Source organism: Curtobacterium luteum (assembly GCF_014646995.1).
Lineage (GTDB): Bacteria > Actinomycetota > Actinomycetes > Actinomycetales > Microbacteriaceae > Curtobacterium > Curtobacterium luteum.
In genome coordinates, this window is the sequence record NZ_BMOI01000002.1 from 106,665 (window position 1) to 124,485 (window position 17,821).

General features: G+C 72.7%; 15 protein-coding genes. 4 read left to right on the forward strand and 11 right to left on the reverse strand.

All coding sequences use genetic code 11. The features are described from left to right. Positions 1 to 90 precede the first annotated feature (90 nt). The 4 genes from IEY20_RS03915 to IEY20_RS03930 form a co-directional block, all read right to left on the reverse strand. Positions 91 to 303, reverse strand: a complete 213-nt coding sequence (locus IEY20_RS03915) for an antitoxin (RefSeq protein ID WP_022904554.1) — start codon at positions 301 to 303, stop codon at positions 91 to 93. A 92-nt stretch (positions 304 to 395) separates the two neighbouring features. Beyond that, positions 396 to 1,733 carry a chloride channel protein gene (locus tag IEY20_RS03920; RefSeq protein ID WP_175329542.1) on the reverse strand — a complete coding sequence of 446 codons (1,338 nt, stop codon included), beginning with the start codon at positions 1,731 to 1,733 and terminating at the stop codon, positions 396 to 398. 31 nt (positions 1,734 to 1,764) lie between these two features. Continuing rightward, entirely contained in the window at positions 1,765 to 3,873 is a 2,109-nt protein-coding gene (locus IEY20_RS03925; RefSeq protein WP_175329543.1) for an alpha-galactosidase, read from the reverse strand. Positions 3,874 to 3,997: 124 nt separating this feature from the next. Further along, positions 3,998 to 4,981: a magnesium and cobalt transport protein CorA gene (locus tag IEY20_RS03930; RefSeq protein ID WP_175329544.1), complete on the reverse strand. Its 984-nt coding sequence runs from the start codon at positions 4,979 to 4,981 to the stop codon at positions 3,998 to 4,000. Between the two features lie 56 nt (positions 4,982 to 5,037). Here IEY20_RS03930 and IEY20_RS03935 point away from each other — a divergent pair, with 56 nt between their 5' ends. Beyond that, positions 5,038 to 5,868, forward strand: a complete 831-nt coding sequence (locus IEY20_RS03935; protein ID WP_229727856.1) for a TspO-related membrane protein — start codon at positions 5,038 to 5,040, stop codon at positions 5,866 to 5,868. Between the two features lie 588 nt (positions 5,869 to 6,456). Here the strand turns inward: IEY20_RS03935 and ald are convergent. The 4 genes from ald to IEY20_RS03955 form a co-directional block, all read right to left on the reverse strand. Continuing rightward, positions 6,457 to 7,557, reverse strand: a complete 1,101-nt coding sequence (ald, locus tag IEY20_RS03940) for an alanine dehydrogenase (protein WP_175328187.1) — start codon at positions 7,555 to 7,557, stop codon at positions 6,457 to 6,459. Between the two features lie 120 nt (positions 7,558 to 7,677). Further along, on the reverse strand, positions 7,678 to 9,075 hold the full coding sequence (locus IEY20_RS03945; RefSeq protein ID WP_188888923.1) for an FAD-binding oxidoreductase: 1,398 nt from the start codon (positions 9,073 to 9,075) through the stop codon (positions 7,678 to 7,680). Positions 9,076 to 9,118: 43 nt separating this feature from the next. Then, on the reverse strand, positions 9,119 to 10,129 hold the full coding sequence (locus IEY20_RS03950) for an AraC family transcriptional regulator (protein ID WP_175328185.1): 1,011 nt from the start codon (positions 10,127 to 10,129) through the stop codon (positions 9,119 to 9,121). Between the two features lie 73 nt (positions 10,130 to 10,202). Next, positions 10,203 to 11,165, reverse strand: a complete 963-nt coding sequence (locus IEY20_RS03955) for a sugar-binding transcriptional regulator (RefSeq protein ID WP_175328184.1) — start codon at positions 11,163 to 11,165, stop codon at positions 10,203 to 10,205. Between the two features lie 190 nt (positions 11,166 to 11,355). Between IEY20_RS03955 and IEY20_RS03960 the strand changes: the two genes are divergently transcribed. Then, entirely contained in the window at positions 11,356 to 13,098 is a 1,743-nt protein-coding gene (locus IEY20_RS03960) for a glycerol-3-phosphate dehydrogenase/oxidase (RefSeq protein ID WP_175328183.1), read from the forward strand. A gap of 106 nt (positions 13,099 to 13,204) precedes the next feature. Here IEY20_RS03960 and IEY20_RS03965 read toward each other — a convergent pair whose 3' ends face one another. Together IEY20_RS03965 and ykgO are read right to left on the reverse strand one after the other, a co-directional pair. After that, entirely contained in the window at positions 13,205 to 13,861 is a 657-nt protein-coding gene (locus tag IEY20_RS03965; RefSeq protein WP_175328182.1) for a histidine phosphatase family protein, read from the reverse strand. Between the two features lie 28 nt (positions 13,862 to 13,889). After that, complete coding sequence (ykgO, locus tag IEY20_RS03970; RefSeq protein WP_175328181.1) at positions 13,890 to 14,012, reverse strand: type B 50S ribosomal protein L36; 123 nt, start codon at positions 14,010 to 14,012, stop codon at positions 13,890 to 13,892. A 45-nt stretch (positions 14,013 to 14,057) separates the two neighbouring features. Here ykgO and IEY20_RS03975 point away from each other — a divergent pair, with 45 nt between their 5' ends. Beyond that, positions 14,058 to 15,110 (forward strand): GTP-binding protein, encoded by a 1,053-nt coding sequence (locus tag IEY20_RS03975; RefSeq protein ID WP_175328180.1) that lies wholly within the window; start codon positions 14,058 to 14,060, stop codon positions 15,108 to 15,110. A gap of 248 nt (positions 15,111 to 15,358) precedes the next feature. Here IEY20_RS03975 and IEY20_RS03980 read toward each other — a convergent pair whose 3' ends face one another. Further along, the gene (locus IEY20_RS03980) at positions 15,359 to 16,882 is read right to left on the reverse strand and encodes an MFS transporter (RefSeq protein WP_175328179.1); all 1,524 of its coding nucleotides are present in this window, start codon (positions 16,880 to 16,882) and stop codon (positions 15,359 to 15,361) included. A 206-nt stretch (positions 16,883 to 17,088) separates the two neighbouring features. On the opposite strand from IEY20_RS03980, the gene IEY20_RS03985 reads away from it, so the two are divergent. Beyond that, entirely contained in the window at positions 17,089 to 17,613 is a 525-nt protein-coding gene (locus IEY20_RS03985; protein ID WP_175328178.1) for a DinB family protein, read from the forward strand. The last annotated feature ends 208 nt before the right edge of the window (positions 17,614 to 17,821 follow it).

Sequence of the window (17,821 nt, forward strand, 5' to 3'; positions counted from 1 at the left end):
GTCGGTCCTCCTGGTGTCGCCGGTCACGGACAACCCGTCAATCGTGGTCGTTGTTCCCGTCGGCGTCCAGTCGGACCCCCGTGGACGCCGCTACTCGTTGCCGATGTGCTTGTCCACGTTGTCCCGGGCGCCGTCGATCTTGTCGTCGAACTTGCCCCCGGTGGCCTTCTTGACCGCGTCGGCCACGCCGTCGAGCACCTTGTCGCTGACGTTCTCGGCCTGCTCGCTCTTCAGGGCGTCCTGCACCTTGCCGTCCTGCAGGAACTGCTGTGCCTTCTTGGTGATGTCGTCGAACCCGGCCATGAACGGCTCCTCCCTCGGGCGGGACCGGTCTGCCCCGCGTGCCGCCGATGGTAGGCCCGGAGGCGGTCCGGTGTCCGCGCCCCCGGGATCGGTCAGGCCATCTGGGCGCTGCGACGACGGGCGAGCACGTACGACACGGCGACGGACCCGGCGATGGCGAGCAGCGCGGGGACGAGGATGTCCGTGCCCTGCTGGGTGAACTCGAGCACGAGCACGAGGGCGGTGAAGGGGGCGCGCATCGTCGTCGCGAGGAACGCCGCGGCACCGACGAACGCGAAGGCGGCGAGGGACGACGAGTCGACCGGCCAGAGCAGGAGCCAGAGCCCACCGAGTCCGCCGCCGACGGCCGACCCGATCGCGATGGACGGCGTGAGCGTGCCGCCGACCGCGCCGGCGCCGATCGTGACGGCGGTGGTCGCGGTCTTCGCGATCCCGAGTACCAGCAGGAGCAGGATCGGCGCGAGTCCGACCACGGCGGCGTCGTCGAGGGAGGCGTTCATCGCCACCACGCCGAGCGCCCGGCCGTTGCCGAGGACCTCGGGGAACCACACCGCGACGAGCCCCACGAGCGCGAACGCCACGGGGAGCACGACGAGGAGGTGCCAGCCCTTCGGCGCGATGGCCTGCAGCCGGTTCGTGAGCTTGACGAAGCCGACCCCGGCGAAGCCGAGCACCGGCCCGACGATCACCGACCAGACGAGCAGCGACTCGGACATCGGCATCGACGGCACGTGGTAGAGCACCTCGTCGGGGATCACGAGCCGAGCGGTGAACGCGGCGATCGCACTCGTGGCGAACGCCGGCACCGCCGTGGCGAACGTGAGCTCCCCGAGCAGGACCTCGACGGCGAACAGGGCACCCCCGAGCGGCACGTCGTACACCGCTGCGAGACCGGCCGCCGCGCCGCACGCGACGAGGATGCGCGTCTCGCGGGGCGAGAGCCCGGCGCGCACGGTGACGACCTGGGCGAGCCAGGCCCCGATCTCGCGCGGCGCGACCTCCTTGCCGATCGAGCCGCCGAGGCCGACCGCCAGGATCTGCACGCCGGCGTTCGCCACGGTCGAGACCGCGGGCATCCGCTTGCCGGCGACCGCCGCGGTCACCGCCACCGTCCGCTTCGCCCACCGCCGGAGCGCCCACCACGCGACGGCGGTGAGCACGCCCGCCGCGGCGACCGCCAGGAACCGCGCCCACCCGGACTCGGCGTCGGCCGCCTCGAGGTGGCCGCCGTAGGGGAACCCGAACGCGACGAACTGGATGAGCTGCAGCGCGAGCCACACCGCGGTCCCGGCGACGCCGCCCGCCACGCCGACGAGGGCGGTGACGACGGCGATGCGGATCGCGCGTGCGGAGGTCAGGTGGCCGGTGGGGGCGGCCCGGCCGGGGGCGACGGCATGACCGGTGGGCGTGGCGGGACCGGTGCGCGGCATGGCGTCGAGCCTACCGAGCACCGGTCGCGCGTCAGACCGCCGTGACGCGGAACGGCACCACGGCGTCGGCCGGCAGGTGTGGCGGCTGCACCCCCACGGTCGTCAGCACGCGGCCGCTGAACTCGCGCTGCCCGTCCCACCACGACGGCGCCTTCAGCCCGTGCAGCTCGCCGACGACGACCGGCTCGACCCGGTAGCGCGTGTCCGGGTCGAGGTCGCGGAAGCGGACCCGACCGGTGTTCGACACGTCCGCCCAGCCGGTGCTCGCGAGGAAGAACACGGCGCTGCGCTTGTCCGGGGACACGGTGCCGTACACCAGGCGCGTCGGCTCGACCTCGTCGACGCGGACGAGGTCGCCACCGTGCAGCAGTGGCCGCAGCTCCTTGTACAGGGCGGTCCACGCGGCGAGGTCGCGCAGTTCCCCCTCGGTGGCACGAGCGAGGTCCCACTCGATCCCGAGGTGGCCGACGACCGCGGTGCCGGCCCGGAACGCGAGGTCGTGGTAGCGGCCGGTCGTGTGGTTCGTGCCGCTCGCGATGTGGGCTCCGAGCAGCTCCGGCGGCAGCAGCTGCTGCGTCCACCGGTGCATGCGCTGCCGCTCGGACGGGTCGATGCAGTCGGATACCCACACGCGGTCGGTGTGCTCGATCACCCCGAGGTCGACGCGGGCGCCGCCGGACGAGCACGACTCGATCTCGAGCGCCGGGAACCGGTCCTTGAGGGTGGCCATCAGCCGGTACGTCGCGAGCGTCTGCTCGTGCACCGCCGCACCACCACCGGGGAAGCCGGCGTCCACGAGGTCCCGGTTGTGGTCCCACTTGACGTAGTCGACCTCGTACTCGCCGATGATCGCGGTCATGCGCTCCAGGACGTACGCGAACGCCTCCGGGATGGCGAGGTCGAGCACCTGCTGGTCGCGCGAGCGGACCGGGAGCCGACCGTCGGCCTGCATGATCCACTCCGGGTGCGCACGTGCGAGGTCGCTGTCCTCGTTCACCATCTCCGGCTCGAACCAGAGCCCGAACTGCATGCCGAGGCCCCGGACGCGGTCGACGATCGGCCCGAGGCCGTCCGGCCAGACCCCCTCGTCGACGTACCAGTCGCCGAGGCCCGCGTGGTCGTCCCGCCGGTTCCGGAACCACCCGTCGTCGAGGACGTACCGCTCCACGCCGAGGGCCGCGGCGCGTTCGGCGAGGTCGGTGAGCCGGGCGAGGTCGTGGTCGAAGTAGACGGCCTCCCAGACGTTGATCGTCATCGGCCGCGGGGTCGACGGGTGCTGCGGACGGCGGCGGAGCCAGCGGTGGAAGCGGCGGGCCTGGTCGTCGAGGCCGTCCCCGTACGCGAACCACACCCACGGCGTCCGGTACGACTCCCCCGTCGCCAGCTGGACCTCGCCCGGGAGCAGGAGTTCCCCGCCGCCGACGACCTGGCGTCCGGTCGACAGCCGCTCGGCGAGGTGCCGGTGGTTGCCGCTCCAGCCGGTGTGCACGCCCCAGACCTCGCCGTGGCCGAACCCGAACCCGGGCTCGCCGACCGACAGCACGGTGGCGGCGTCCGGGCCGGTGCGGCCGCGGCGGTTGTCGCGCTCGTGGGTCCCGACGTGCAGCACGCTCCGCTGCGGGGTCCGCTCGCCGCCCCAGCGGCCGGCGAGGTCGAGCACCTCGCGGGCGCGGTCCGGGACCGGCAGCGCGAGGTGCACGTCGTCGAGGGTGTACGCACCCTCCCCGGTGTTCGTCACCTCGGCGCGGGTGCGGACCAGGCCGGACGAGGTCAGCTCGATCTCCAGGACGACCGCGAGGCCGGCGGTCTCGTCGGCCCCGTGGGCGACCACCGACGACGGGGTCACGTCGAGCGAGGACACCGTGAACGCGGGCGCCCAGTCGCGGCCGTCGCGGTGCCCGGCGATGCCCGGTCGGCCGGCCCAGCCACGGTGGGGCTCCGGCAGGACCGCGAGTCGGACCGGCACGTCGGCCTCGTTCGGCGCGACGACCGAGACGTCCGCCGCGGCCAGGGCGGACAGGTCCTCCGCGGTCGGGTCCCCCAGGGCGGCGCCCCAGTGGACGACGGCTGGGAGCGCTCCCGGAGAACAGTCGAGGACGAGGGAGACACCCTCGGCGGTGAGGTGGACGACGTCGGTCATGCAACGACCTTGGCACACGCCCGAGGGCGACACGCGCGCGCGACGCGCGACCAGCAGACGGCCTGGAGGCCCGTGGCGGCGCCGCCACGGGCCTCCAGGCCGTCGCCACGTGCGTCCGGTGCCGTCAGAACCAGCGTTTGACCTTGAAGACCACGAAGAGGACCGCCGCGAACAGGATCATCGCGAGGATCGACAGCGGGTAGCCCCAGGTCCACTGCAGCTCCGGCATGTGCGTGAAGTTCATCCCGTAGATCGCCGCGATGAGGGTCGGAGCGAAGAGGATCGCCGCCCACCCCGAGATCCGCTTCGTGTCGTCGTTCTGCTTCTGGGCCGCGAGCGTCGAGTCGACCGTCAGCGCGTTCTGCAGCAGCTGACGGAAGGTGTCGAGGCGCTCGACCGTCCGGATGGCGTGGTCGAGGACGTCCCGGAAGCGCCGCTGCATCTCGACGGGCAGGTGGTACTTCTCGGCACCGCGGTGCAGGTTCTCGATCATGTACACGAGGGGCCGGGCGGCCCGCTGGAACGCGACGACCTCGCCGAAGAGCTCGTAGATGCGGCGGGAGACCCCGGCGACGCCGGCGAAGAGCTGGTCCTCGATCTGGTTGATGTCCTCCTCGAGCCCGTCGATCACCGGGAGGTAGCCGTCGACGATCGAGTCCATGAGCGCCCAGAGCTGCGCCTGCGGCCCCGCGGTGACGAGGCCCGGCTTGCCGCTCATCCGCTGCAGGGCACGCGGGACGGCCTGCGGGCCGCGGGGGTCGGCCGGGACGACGGCGAGGAAGAAGTCCTCACCGACGAAGGCGTGCACCTCGCCGAACTCGACCTCCTCCGTGGCGTCGTGGTAGACCGCGGGCTTCAGGACGACGAAGAGCGTCGTGCCGTACCGCTCGAGCTTCGGCCGCTGGTGCCCCTCCGCGGAGTCCTCGACCGCGAGCTCGTGCAGGCCGAGCGCCACGGCGACGTCCCCGAGTTCCTCGGCGTCGGGCTGGTGCAGCACGATGCACGCGCTGGCGCCCTGGTCCTCGATCATCCGGAAGGTGTCCGGGAGCGACGGGCACGCGATCGGCGCGATCTTGTCGACGTACACGGTGTTCAGCTCCACGCTCACGTCCCCCACCGTACGCACCGCGCGCAGGCCCGGCGCGTAGCGTGCCGGTCATCAGCATGCTGACGAAGGGAGCGGAGATGTCCGGAACAAGGAGCGGCAGGTCCTGGCGGATCGTCGTCGTGGTGAGCGCGGTGGTCGCGGTGATCGGGTCGTTCATCGGGTCCGGTGCCGCCGGGGGCACGCCCATCCAGAACGCCTCGGGCGGGGCGCTGTCGGCCTCGTCGACGTCGATCGCGCCGGACGGGCCGGCGTTCGGCATCTGGTCGGTGATCTACCTCGGCTTGATCGTGTACGCGGTGCGGCAGCTGTTCCGGACCGCGGACGACGAGCGGCACGCGCGGCTCGCCCTCCCCGCGACGCTCTCGCTGCTCCTCAACGCGGCGTGGATCCTGGCGGTGCAGTTCGGCTTCCTCTGGGCCAGCGAGCCGATCATCGTGGCGCTCCTCGCCGTGCTGGTCTGGACGTTCGTCGTCCTGCGGCGCACCCGGCCCTCCGGCGTCGTCGAGGCGATCGTCACGGACGGCACGTTCGGCCTCTACCTCGGGTGGGTCTGCGTGGCGACGGCAGCGAACACGGCGGCAGTGCTGACGGCGGCGGGCTTCCGGGGCTTCGGGCTCGGCCAGGACGTCTGGGGCGTGCTCGTGGCGGCGGTGGCCGGGCTCGTCGGGGTGCTGCTCGCGGTCTGGGACCGGGGGCGGCTCGCGCCGACGGCCGCGCTGTGCTGGGGACTGGCGTGGGTCGCGGTCGGGCGGCTCGACGGGCCGCTCGTGTCGGTGCCGACGGCGGTGACCGCGGTGGTGGCCGTCGTCGTGGTGGTGCTCGTGACGGTGCTCGTCCGGACCCGGGCGGGCTGGGCCGGGCGGCGGCGGTCGTTGGCGGCCGCCTGACCGCCGCGGCCGCGCCGCGCCGCGCGGCCGCGCGGACACGAGACTCGGCGGCGCGGCCACGAGACTCGGCGGCGCAGCCACGAGACTCGGCGTGGGCGACACCGATCGCGCTCGGGAGCGCGAACCTTATCGCCCAGTGCGAGACTCGGCCCGCCGGTGCTGAGCCGGCGGGCCGGGCGCAGACCGCGCCTCCCGGCCGGTTCGACGCGCCACGAGACTCGGCGGCGCGGCCACGAGACTCGGCGGCACCCCCACGAGACTCGGCGGCGCCGCCACGAAACTCGGCGTGGGCGACACCGCTCGCGCTCGGGAGCGCGAGCCATGTCGCCCAGCGCGAGACTCGGCCCGCCGGTGCTGAGCCGGCGGGACGGGCGCACACCGCGCCTCCCGGCCGGTTCGACGCGCCACGAGTCTCGGCCGCGCCGCCACGAGACTCGGCGTGGGCGACATCGCTCGCGCTCGGGAGCGCGAACCTTGTCGCCCAGCGCGAGACTCGGCCCGCCGAGGCCCGCCGAGGCCCGCCGAGGCCCGCCGAGGCCCGCCGAGGCCCCGCCGAGGCCGCGCCGACAGCGCGCAGCGCCCGCCGCGTCAGCGCGCGGCGGCCGTCAGACCGTGCGCGGCCGCGACGGCCTCGTTCGTGACCTGCCCCGCGTGCACGTTCAGACCGAGCGCGAGCGCCGGGTCGTCCGCGAGCGCCTGCTCCCAGCCGCGGTTCGCGATCGCCACCGCGTACGGCAGGGTCGCGTTCGTGAGCGAGATGGTCGAGGTGCGCGGCACCGCTCCGGGCATGTTCGCCACGCAGTAGTACACGGCGTCGTGCACGCGGAACGTCGGGTCGTCGTGCGTCGTCGGCCGCGAGCCCTCGAAGCAGCCGCCCTGGTCGATCGCGATGTCGACGAGCACCGACCCCGGCTGCATGTCCGCGACCATGGCGTCGGTCACGAGCTTCGGCGCCGAGGCCCCGGGGATGAGGACCGAGCCGATCACGAGGTCGGCCGACGCCAGGGCCGAGGCGATCGCGTGCGAGGAGGACCGCAGGGTCGTGATGCGCCCGTCGAACCGGGCGTCGAGCGCACGCAGGCGCGGCAGGCTGATGTCGAACACGGTGACCTCGGCGCCGAGGCCGAGCGCCATCGTCGCCGCGTGCTCCCCCGCGACACCGCCACCGATGACGACGACACGGCCCTTCGGGGTCCCGGGCACGCCGCCGAGCAGCAGTCCGCGGCCGCCGTTCGTGCGCATGAGGTGGTACGCGCCGACCTGGGCGGAGAGTCGGCCGGCGATCTCCGACATCGGCGACAGGAGCGGCAGCGAACGGTCCGGCAGCTGGACGGTCTCGTAGGCGATGGCCGTCGCACCGGACTCCATGAGCGCCGTCGTCAGCGGGCGGTCGGCGGCGAGGTGGAGGTACGTGAAGAGGACCTGCCCCGGTCGGATCGACGCGTACTCGGACGCGACGGGCTCCTTGACCTTGAGGATCATCTCGGCGCGCGCCCAGACCTCGTCCGCGGTGCCGACGATGGTCGCGCCCGCCGCGGTGTACTCGTCGTCCGGGAATGCCGAGCCGACTCCGGCTCCGGCTTGCACGAGGACCTCGTGGCCGTGCAGGGTCAGCTCCGCGACGCCCGCCGGGGTGGCCGCGACGCGGTACTCGTTGTTCTTGACTTCGGTGGGGACGCCGATCAGCATCACGGACTCCTTCGTGGGCGGTGCTCGTTCGACACCACGATGCGCCGGAGTTCGTTACGGACTCGTTTCGGCCGAACATCTGCGCGACGAAGAGCGCTTCCGTTCGACGAGATTCGGGAATCAGTCCACCTTGCCCGGATTCAGGATCCCCTGCGGGTCGAACACCCGACGGATGCCGCGCTGCAGTCCGAGCACGTCGTCGCCGAGCTCGTCACCGAGGTGGTGCCGCTTCAGCACTCCGACCCCGTGCTCACCCGTGAGCGTCCCGCCGAGTTCGATCGCCGCCCGGAACAGTGCGTCCGCCGCGTCCCGCACCCGCTGCGGCACGACGTCGCCGTCGAACACGAAGTTCGGGTGCAGGTTGCCGTCGCCCGCGTGCGCCACGGTCGGGATCGCGACGCCGTGGTCGCGACTGATCGCCGCGACCCGGTCGAACATCTCGGCGAGGCGGCTCCGCGGCACGGCGACGTCCTCGATCAGCACGCGTCCCCGGGCCGTCATCGCCGCGTGGAACGACCGGCGGATCGTGAGCAGGCGGTCGCGTTCCGCCGCCGACCCCGCCAGGCGGACGGTGCCGCCCTCGGCCTGGAGGCGCGGTGCGGCACCCAGCGCGGCCTCCGTCGCACCCGGGCCGTCGTACTCCACGAGGAGGAACACCCCGCCCTCCTGGCCGCTCCCCACTGTCTCCGCCATGACGGCGGGCCCGAGGTGGTCGGCGATGCCCGCGAGCGCCGCCTCGTCGAGCAGTTCCACGGTGGACGGGCGCGGGGCACCCTCGGTCGCCGCGGTGACGACGGCCGCCGCGGCCGCCGCCGCGTGGTGCACGGTCCGGAACACCGCGCCGAGTGTGGCCGGCTCCCCCGGCGGGACGGGCACGAGCCGGACGGTCGCGCCGACGATGACCCCGAGGGTGCCCTCGGAACCGACCATCAGGGCCGTCAGGTCGAGGCCGGTGACGCCCTTCACCGTGCGATGCCCGGTCGAGACGAGTCGCCCGTCCGCGAGGACGACGTCGAGGCCGAGCACCGCCTCCCGGGTGACGCCGTACTTGACGCAGCGCAGGCCGCCGGCGTTCGTGGCGATGTTGCCGCCGATGCTCGAGATCGCGGCACTCGCGGGGTCCGGGGCGAAGCGGAGCCCGTGCCGGGCCACGGTCTCGTTCAGCTTGGCGTTCAGGACACCGGGTTCGACGACCGCGAGTTCGTCCGCCACGGAGACCTCGAGGATCCGGTCCATGCGGGCGACGCTCAGCACGACCGATCCGTCGGTGCCGTTCGCACCCCCGGCGAGTCCGGTCCCGGCGCCGCGCGGGACGACGGGGACGCCCAGCGCCGAGCACGTGCGGAGGGTCGCCTGCACGTGCGCGACCGTCCGCGCATCGACCACGGCGGCCGGTGCGCCGTCGGCCACCCAGCCGGACTGGTCGGTGCGGGCGGCGTCGAGCACCGGCACGTCGGTCCGGACGACCACCCCGTCGGGGTCGTCGAGGGCGGATCGGAGGGCGACGACGATGTCCATGCCAGCACGCTACCGGCGGATCCCGTCCGGCAGCGGCTGCGCGTCAGCCGGTGCGGAGCGACTCGCTGGGCAGCTCCCCGAACCGCGCCCGGTACGACGCCGAGAACCGTCCGAGGTGACCGAAGCCCCACGTCCGCGCGACCTGCGCGACCGTCGTGCCGTCCGGAGCGCCGCGGAGCAGGTCCGTGCGGGCGCCGTCGAGCCGGGCGGCGCGGAGGACGTCCCCGGGGGTCTGACCGAGGTTCCGGCGCAGCGACTGCTGGAGTCCGCGCGGACTGAGGCCGGCCGTCGCCGCGATCTCGGGCGTGCCGATCGGCTCGCGGGCGTGGTCGTGCACGAACTCGAGCGCCTTCCGGAGCCGTTCGTGCTCGGGGCCCGTACCGGTGACCACCGCGCGCCAGCGGCTCCGCTCCGGGAACGCGGCGATCGCGGCACGGACGAAGGCCTCGGCGATGTCGCGTTGCTCGAGCGGGCCGAGGTCGTTCGAGACGTCCAGCCAGCGCGGCGAGTGCAGGCGCACCGTTTCCTGCCAGGTGCGGAGGCCCTCGGCCGTCGGTCGGCGGAGGGCCTCGAACGCGAACTCGTCGTCGCCGACGACGGCCCGGACGTGGTCGCGGTCGAGGTGCACGAGGTTCAGCGCGATGTCGTGGTGGTGCAGCTGGTAGACGTCCGCGAACGGCAGCACGACCGGGACGCCGGCGCGCAGTTCGACCTCGTCGCCGCCGTACGTGATCGTGCTCGCGCCCGAGCTCATCCACGCGACGAGGAAGGCGTCGTCGACACGGCTCTCGCTCCGCAGGTCGACCCCGAACCGGGACGACACGAGGGACAGACGGCCGTCGCCGACGCCGCCGAAGGTCCACGGGGTGGTGGGGCGTACCCGACGGACCCGCGGGGCGCGGAGGTCGTAGCCGTCGCCGAAGAAGGTCAGGGCTTCGTCGAGGTCCTGACCGACGACCCGTCGGGAGGCACGGGGCGGCACCCCGGTCGGGAGGGTGGGTCCGGTGGCTCCGGACGCTGTCGACGACAGGTCGGTCTCGTTGCGGGACACCATGAACAGGAATGTACGGGGTACCACCGACATCGCTCCGCGCAGATCGGACGATCCCCAGGTCGGAGCGGCTCCGTCACGGCTGCAGGATGGCCTGCCCGATGCTCTCGTCGAGGATGAGGTCGGTCACGAGCCCCGCCGCCAGCGCCCCGCGGAGCGACGCCGCCTTGGACCGACCGGCCACCACGCACACCCGGCGCGGCGCGCGCTTGATCGTGTCGAGGTCCGGTCCGCCGGCCCGGGCGTTGACGCCGATGTCCTTCCACGAACCGTCCGCGCGGTAGAACACCGTCGAGACGTCGCCCACGACCTTCGCGCGCACGAGCTCCTGCTGGTCGGCAGGGTCGAGGTAGCCGCCCGAGTAGACGTGTGACGGGACCGGGGCCTGCGGCGCACCGACCCCGAACACGACGAGGTCCATCCGCTCGTGGAGGTCGAGCACGCGGCGGATCGACCGCTCCTTGAAGAGCATCTCCTTCGTCGCGGGGTCGTCGAAGAACGCCGGCACGGGGAACTGCTGCACGAAGGCGCCGTACGCCTCGCCGAACCGCCGCAGGATCTCGGACGCGTAGACGATGCCCGTCGTGCGGGTGTTCGCGGCACCGTTCACCTGCACGATCGTCGACCCGTGCGTGGTCTTCGGCACGAGGTACCGACTGACGGCGCTGACCGTGGAACCCCACGAGATCCCGATGACCATGTTCGAGTCGATGTACTGCGTGAGGATCCGGGCCGCCGACAGCGCGACCCGCTCGAGCCGGTCGACGTCGCTCGTGTGGTCCGGCACCGGGACGACGTGCGCGTGCACCCCGAAGCGCGACCGGATCGAGCGGCTGAGCGCGGCCGCCTGGTCGAGGGGCGAGCGGATCTGGATGTCCACGAGACCGGTGTCACGGGCGTACTTCAGCAGCCGGGAGACCGACGACCGCGAGGTCCCCAGCTCGTCGGCGATGGCGTCCATCGTCAGGTCCTGCAGGTAGTACAGGTGCGCGGCGCGCAGCGCCTGCTGGGTGCGCACGGGCTGGGCGGCATCGCTCATGGTGCTCCGATCTCTTGCCATCGCAACCATGCACGGACGTGCACGGCCTCTGCAACCCCTGTCGCGCCTCCCGGCCCGGTCGGGAGGGTCTCCGACAGGTGTGCTGCACGTTCGTGCACGCGAGTTGCCCGGCCTCTCACCCAGGAGCACGATCGAGATCGAACCAACCGATCGAGCAAGGAAGCGACACATGTCGAAGAAGACGCAGCCCCGGAACACGGTGTCGGCACTCACCGAGCGCCCGAACGCCAAGGTCCTCATCGTCGGTGGTGGCATCAACGGCATCGCCACCTTCCGCGACCTCGCCCTGCAGGGCGTGGACGTCGCACTCGTCGAGCGCGGCGACTACGCGAGCGGCGCCTCGGCGGCGTCGAGCCACATGATCCACGGCGGCATCCGCTACCTCGAGAACGGCGAGTTCCGCCTCGTCCGCGAGAGCGTGCAGGAGCGCAACGGCCTCATCCGGATCGCCCCGCACTACGTCAAGCCGCTGCAGACGACCATGCCGATCTTCTCGACGTTCTCCGGCATCATGAACGCCCCGCTCCGCATGCTCACGCACAAGCAGCGCTCGACGAAGGAGCGCGGCGCGGCGCTCATCAAGATCGGCATGACGATCTACGACTCCTTCTCGCGCGACGGCGGCTCGGTGCCGAAGCACCGCTTCCTGACGAAGAAGGCCGCGCTCGCGGACATGCCGGCGCTCAACAAGGACCTCAAGTACACGGGGACCTACTACGACGCCTCCGTGCACGAGCCGGAGCGCCTCGCGCTCGACGTGCTCAAGGACGGCCTCGCCGCCGGCTCCGGCACCGGCTCGGCGTCCACCGCCCGCGCCGTCAACTACGTCGAGGCCGCCGGCACCCGTGACGGTGGCGTCGTGCTCCGCGACCGCGAGACGGGTTCGGAGTTCGTCTTCACCGCCGACGTCGTGATCAACGCCTCCGGCCCCTGGACCGACCTGACGAACCAGGCGTTCGGCGGCGAGACGAAGTTCATGGGCGGCACGAAGGGCTCCCACATCGTCGTGCACAACGACGAGCTGCTCGAGGCGACCAAGGGCCGCGAGCTGTTCTTCGAGAACAACGACGGTCGCATCGTGCTCATCTACCCGCTCAAGGGCCGGGTGCTCATCGGCACGACCGACATCGACGCCGACCCGTCGCAGCCGGTGACCACGACCGAGGAGGAGATCGACTACTTCTTCGGGCTCGTGAAGCACGTGTTCCCGCAGATCGAGGTCACGCGCGACCACATCGTCTACAGCTACTCCGGCATCCGTCCGCTCCCCCGCCACGAGGACACCGCCCCCGGCTTCGTGTCCCGCGACTACCGGATCGTCGACACCCCGATCGCCGGCCTGCCGGACTCGACGGTGCTGTCGCTCGTCGGCGGCAAGTGGACCACCTTCCGCGCCCTCGCCGCACACCTCTCCACCGAGGCGACGACCAAGCTCGGGGTCGCCCGCAAGGTCGACACGACCGGCATGCCGATCGGCGGCGGCAAGGACTTCCCGGCCACTGACGCCCAGCGTGCGCTGTGGGTCAAGTCGCACCGCGACGGCCTCGACGCCGATCTCGTCGAGGGGCTGCTCGAGCGCTACGGCACCCGTGCCGCCGAGGTCGTGGACGTCCTCACCGACGGCCCGGTCGAGCCGCTCGAGTCCGACCCGAAGCTCACCCGTGCCGAGGTCGCGTACTTCGCCGAGCACGAGCAGGCCGTGCACCTGGTCGACGTGGTGCTGCGTCGTACGAACCTCGCGTTCGTCGGCGGCGTGACGATCGACCTGCTCGACGAGCTCGCCGACGTGATGGCGGGAGCGCTCGGCTGGACGACCGAGGAGCGGGCCGACGAGGTCCAGCGCACGCTCGACGTCCTGCGCGAGTCGCACGGTGTGATCGTGCCGCTGCACACGGCGGCGCAGCCCGCGTAGTCCGCGCAGGTCGCGTCCCGACGCGAGCGGACGACGGACTGGAGGCCCGGTACCAGCTGGTACCGGGCCTCCGGTCCGTCACGGGGTCGCGACGCGCGACCCGCCGTCAGAAGCGCTCGCCCGTCGGGTCCTGCGCGGTCCGGTCGATGAGGTCCTCGCCGCCGACGGGCTCCCCCTCCCAGTCGACGAGCCGCCAGCCGTCCTCGGACGAGCCCTCCAGCTCGACGATCCCGGTGTTCTCCAGGTGCCGCTCCGTCCCGAACTCGTCCGGTGTGTTCTGCGCCGCCGCACTCGCCCACGTCCGGATCGCGGCACCGTGGCTCACCGCGGCCGCGACCGACACCCCGGTCGACTCGATCTGTCGGACCGCGTCGTCGTACCGCTCGAAGAACTCGGTGCCGCTCTCGGCCCCGGGCATCCGCGTCGTGCGGTCCCCCTGCGACCACCCGTGCACGGTGGCGATGTACGTCTGCACCGAGACCTTGTCGCTCTTGCCCTGGGTGTCGCCGGCCTCGATCTCCCGGAGGCCGGGCAGCACGACGGGCTCGAGACCGAGCGCGGCCGCGAGTGGGGCCGCGGTCAGCTGCGTGCGGACCATCGAAGAGACGAAGAGCCGCTCGATGCCGCGCGCCGCGAGGGCGGTGGGGAGCGCCTCGGCCTGCTGCTGCCCGAGCTCGGTCAGGCCGGGTCCGGGCACCTCGGCGTCGAGGATGCCGTGCACGTTCGCGGGGGTCTGGCCGTGGCGGATGAGCAGCAGTCGCATGCTGCCACCCTACGGAAGGGCGTCGGTGTCAGCCCTGGCGGGTGTTCCACCGCGGGTTCTGCTTGTTGATGACGTAGACCCGGCCCCGACGGCGGACGACCTGCGACCCGGGGAGCTTCTTCAGCACCTTGAGCGAGTTGCGGACCTGCATGGTGGACCTCCTAGTTGATAACGGTTCTCATGTAGAGTACCGCACATGCGATCCGCCGCCATCACCCTCGTCTCCGCCCTGCACGACGCCGACGCCCACGGTCTCGCGGAACGGCTGCTCGGGAACGGCCCGTCACGCGACCACGCGATGCGGGTCCGCGGCAGTGCCGTCACCGTCGCCCGAGCCGTCGCCGAACGGGCGGACCGGATCGACCGCACGTGCGGTCCCGACGTCGACCACGGTCTGGTGGTCTCGCTCGCGGCCGGCACCGACGTCCGCGCGGTGGGCATGATGCTCGCGAACGCCGCCCGCTCCGAGACCGGTGACGACCGCGTCCTGCGTCACGTCGTGAGCGTCCTCCGCGCGGACGACGTGGCGCACCTGCTCTGGAGCGACGTGGACGACGCGTTCGTCGCCGCCGAACGGGTCAGCGCCCTCGTCGAGTACGCGACCGTCATCGTGCTGGACCGGATCGAGCCGCTGTCCGGTCGCCGCCGACGTGCGCTCGTGGCACTGCTGCACCGGATGGCGCCCCACGCGCTCGTGGTCAGCGGCCGATCGGTGCGCGGTCCCCTCGACCTCCCCGCGTCGAACGGCGGCGCGGCGCGGCTCCTGGCGGGCGGCGCCGGGTGGATGCGGGCGCTCTCGAGCGGTGCCGACCTCGACGTCCCACCCCGCAGCGACCGGGACGACCTCGTGACGCTGCGCTACCGCGAACCGCTGCCGTTCCACCCCGGACGGCTCGCGCGCGTCATCGAGCACGACCTCGCGGCGGGCGCGAACGGGCGGGTGCTGCGGTCGAAGGGGTTCTTCCGGCTGGCGTCGCGGCCGGACCACGTCGGCGCGTGGTCGAGCTTCGGGGCGATGCTCGCGCTCGACCCCACCGCGAACCGGTCGTGGGACGCGGACGCACCCGTGGGGCAGGCGCTGTGGTTCGTCGGCGAGCGGCTCGACGTGCACGGGATCGAACGGGCGCTCGACTCGGCGCTCCTCACGGCCGAGGAGCTGCTGGCCGGCCCGGACGTGTGGCGCACGTGGGCCGATCCGTTCCCGGTGTGGCCGGCGTTGGACCCGTCGCACGGGCGCCGGGGTGAGTGAGGCGGAGCGTACGCGGGCGGAGCGGGTCCGCGGCTGAGCGGGTCCGCGGTGGGTGCGGCTCGGCTCTCCCTGTCGGACGACACGGCCGTCGTCGTCCGACAACGGCCTCGTCGCCGTGCCGCGTCCGCAACGGTCCGCGCGTGCAACGGACGACGGCGCTGTTGTCGTACGACGACGGCGCCGTCGTTCCCCAGCGGCAGCCGGCGGCCGACGCCGACCCGCGCACCAGACGCCGGCACCGGAACGCGTCAGCGGGCGGCCGGCTCCGGCGTCCCCTGGGCCTCGCGGACGGCGTCGGCGGCGGCGAACGGCAGGTCCCCGAGGTCGAGGTTCGGGTTCGTGTCCTGCGTCAGCACGAGCTCGCGGACCTCGGCCTCCGTCTCGACCGCGGGCATCGAGCCGGGCAACGGCCGCTGCGACGACTCCCGCATGCAGAACACCCCGACGGCCCCGAGCGCGCTCATGGCCATGAGGAAGTACGCCGGCGCGAGCTCGTCACCCGTCCACGTCAGCAGCGCCTGGACGATGAGCGGGGTCGTCCCACCGAACACGGCGATCGCGATGTTGTACGCGAACCCCATCGCCCCGTAGCGGGTCGAGGTCGGGAACAGCGCCGGGAGCGACGCGGCCTGGTTCGACACCCAGAGCGCCGTCATCAGGGCGAGCAGGCCGAGCCCGAGCAGCGTCGACCACTGCGCCCCGTGCGCGATGAGCAGGAACGCCGGCACGACGAGCACCACGGTCGTCGCGGCGCCGATCCACATCACGACCCGGCGACCGAGGCGGTCCGACAGCCGACCGGTGAGCGGCAGCACCACCGCGAGGAGCACCAGCACGGGGATGGTCAGCAGCGTGCCGTCGAGCGCGGAGTAGCCGAGCGAGTCGGTGAGGTAGGTCGGCATGTACGAGGTCAGGGCGTACCCGACGGTGTTCGACGCTGCGACGAGCATCACGGCGATGAGGATCGGACGCCAGTGCTCGCGGACCATCGCGACGACACTGGTCGGGCGCTGGCCGGTGGCCTCGGCGCGTGCTTCCGCGGAGGCCTCCTGCGCGGCCTGGGTCGCCTGGGTCGCCTGGAAGACCGGCGACTCCTCGATCCGGAGTCGGAAGTAGATCGCGACGACGCCGATGAGGCCCGCGAGCAGGAACGGCACCCGCCATCCCCACGCGGTCATGGTGGCATCGCCGAGCGTGAGCTGCAGCGCCGTGACCACCGCGGCGCCGAGCGCGAAGCCCATGTAGCTGCCGAAGTCGAGGATGCTCGCGAAGAACCCGCGACGGCGGTCGGGCGCGTACTCCGTCACGAACGTGGTCGCACCCGCGTACTCACCGCCCGTCGAGAAGCCCTGCAGGAGCTTGAGGACGACCAGCACCACCGGCGCGAGCGCACCGATCGTGGCGTAGGCGGGCAGCACGCCGATGAGGAAGGTCGACGACGCCATCAGCACCAGGGCCGTGGCGAGCACCCGCTGCCGTCCGAGCCGGTCCCCGAGCCGTCCGAACACGATGCCGCCGAGCGGACGCGCGATGTACGTCGCCGCGAACACGCCGAGGCTGAAGAGGACCTGCACCGCCGGCTCGGCCGTCGGAAGGAACACCTTCCCCATCGTGACGGCGAGGTACCCGTAGACCCCGACGTCGTACCACTCCATCGTGTTGCCGACGACCATGCCGCCGACCGCTCGGCGCATCATGCTCTTGTCGACGACGGTGACGTCGCTCACGCGGAGGCGACGTCGCTGCTGGGTACTGCTGGGGTCGGATCCCATCGGTTCCTCTCTGGGGGACGGATCGGCCGATGTGGTTCTGGTCGGACCGATCGGCCGGTCGGACAGCCGACGACGATACCGACCGACCGACATGTCACTGTGTGGGCATTCACAGGCAACGGCGTGCCCCCCGGACGGGGGTGGTGCCGCTTCCGCGCGGGCATGCGGGATCGCGGAACCTGAACGCCGACCGGTACCGTTCGGCCATGGCGATCGAACCCGAGACGAAGAACTGGACCTGGGTCATCGAGGCGACGTGCCCCGAGTGCGGCTTCGACGGACGGTCCGTGTCCGCGCGCGACGTCCCCGCGGTCATCGAGGAGAACACCGCCGCGTGGCCGGCGGTCCTCGAGCGCGACGACGTCCGCGTGCGTCCCGACGACCACACGTGGTCCCCGCTCGAGTACGCCGCGCACGTCCGCGACGTGCACCGGAAGATGACGGAGCGGCTCGCGCTGATGCTCGAGCACGACGAGCCGACCTTCGCGAACTGGGACCAGGACGCCACCGCGGTGGAGGACGACTACGCCGGGCAGGACCCGGCGGTGGTCGGGCGCGAGCTGGTCGACGCCGGGCAGCGCGCCGCTCGGGCGTTCGCGGCGGTCGCCGACGCGGACCTCGGCCGGACGGGCCTCCGGTCCGACGGCAGCGTGTTCACGGTCGCGACGCTCGCGACGTACTACGCGCACGACCCGGTGCACCACCTCTGGGACGTGCGGCGCGCGCGGTAGGCGGGTCGCGCCTCCCGGCCTGGAGGCACGAGTCGCGTCACCGGCGACGGCCGCGTCGATCGGCCGGTCAGCACCCGGCACCAGTCGCCGGACGAGCGCGCCGGTCAGGCGAGCGCGCCGGTCAGGCGAGCGCGCCGGTCAGGCGAGGGCGCCGGTCAGGCGAGGGCGTCGAGGAGGGCGCGCGCCGTCGGCGCGTCCGTCACGAGTT

What these genes read in the sequence shown, in the direction of transcription:
- IEY20_RS03915 (WP_022904554.1), bottom strand. Translation starts at nt 303, where the DNA reads ATGGCCGGGTTCGACGACATCACCAAGAAGGCACAGCAGTTCCTGCAG.
- IEY20_RS03920 (WP_175329542.1), bottom strand. Translation starts at nt 1,733, where the DNA reads ATGCCGCGCACCGGTCCCGCCACGCCCACCGGTCATGCCGTCGCCCCC.
- IEY20_RS03925 (WP_175329543.1), bottom strand. Translation starts at nt 3,873, where the DNA reads ATGACCGACGTCGTCCACCTCACCGCCGAGGGTGTCTCCCTCGTCCTC.
- IEY20_RS03935 (WP_229727856.1), top strand. Translation starts at nt 5,038, where the DNA reads ATGCTGACGAAGGGAGCGGAGATGTCCGGAACAAGGAGCGGCAGGTCC.
- ald (WP_175328187.1), bottom strand. Translation starts at nt 7,557, where the DNA reads ATGCTGATCGGCGTCCCCACCGAAGTCAAGAACAACGAGTACCGCGTC.
- IEY20_RS03945 (WP_188888923.1), bottom strand. Translation starts at nt 9,075, where the DNA reads ATGGACATCGTCGTCGCCCTCCGATCCGCCCTCGACGACCCCGACGGG.
- IEY20_RS03950 (WP_175328185.1), bottom strand. Translation starts at nt 10,129, where the DNA reads ATGGTGTCCCGCAACGAGACCGACCTGTCGTCGACAGCGTCCGGAGCC.
- IEY20_RS03955 (WP_175328184.1), bottom strand. Translation starts at nt 11,165, where the DNA reads ATGAGCGATGCCGCCCAGCCCGTGCGCACCCAGCAGGCGCTGCGCGCC.
- IEY20_RS03960 (WP_175328183.1), top strand. Translation starts at nt 11,356, where the DNA reads ATGTCGAAGAAGACGCAGCCCCGGAACACGGTGTCGGCACTCACCGAG.
- IEY20_RS03965 (WP_175328182.1), bottom strand. Translation starts at nt 13,861, where the DNA reads ATGCGACTGCTGCTCATCCGCCACGGCCAGACCCCCGCGAACGTGCAC.
- ykgO (WP_175328181.1), bottom strand. Translation starts at nt 14,012, where the DNA reads ATGCAGGTCCGCAACTCGCTCAAGGTGCTGAAGAAGCTCCCCGGGTCG.
- IEY20_RS03975 (WP_175328180.1), top strand. Translation starts at nt 14,058, where the DNA reads ATGCGATCCGCCGCCATCACCCTCGTCTCCGCCCTGCACGACGCCGAC.
- IEY20_RS03980 (WP_175328179.1), bottom strand. Translation starts at nt 16,882, where the DNA reads ATGGGATCCGACCCCAGCAGTACCCAGCAGCGACGTCGCCTCCGCGTG.
- IEY20_RS03985 (WP_175328178.1), top strand. Translation starts at nt 17,089, where the DNA reads ATGGCGATCGAACCCGAGACGAAGAACTGGACCTGGGTCATCGAGGCG.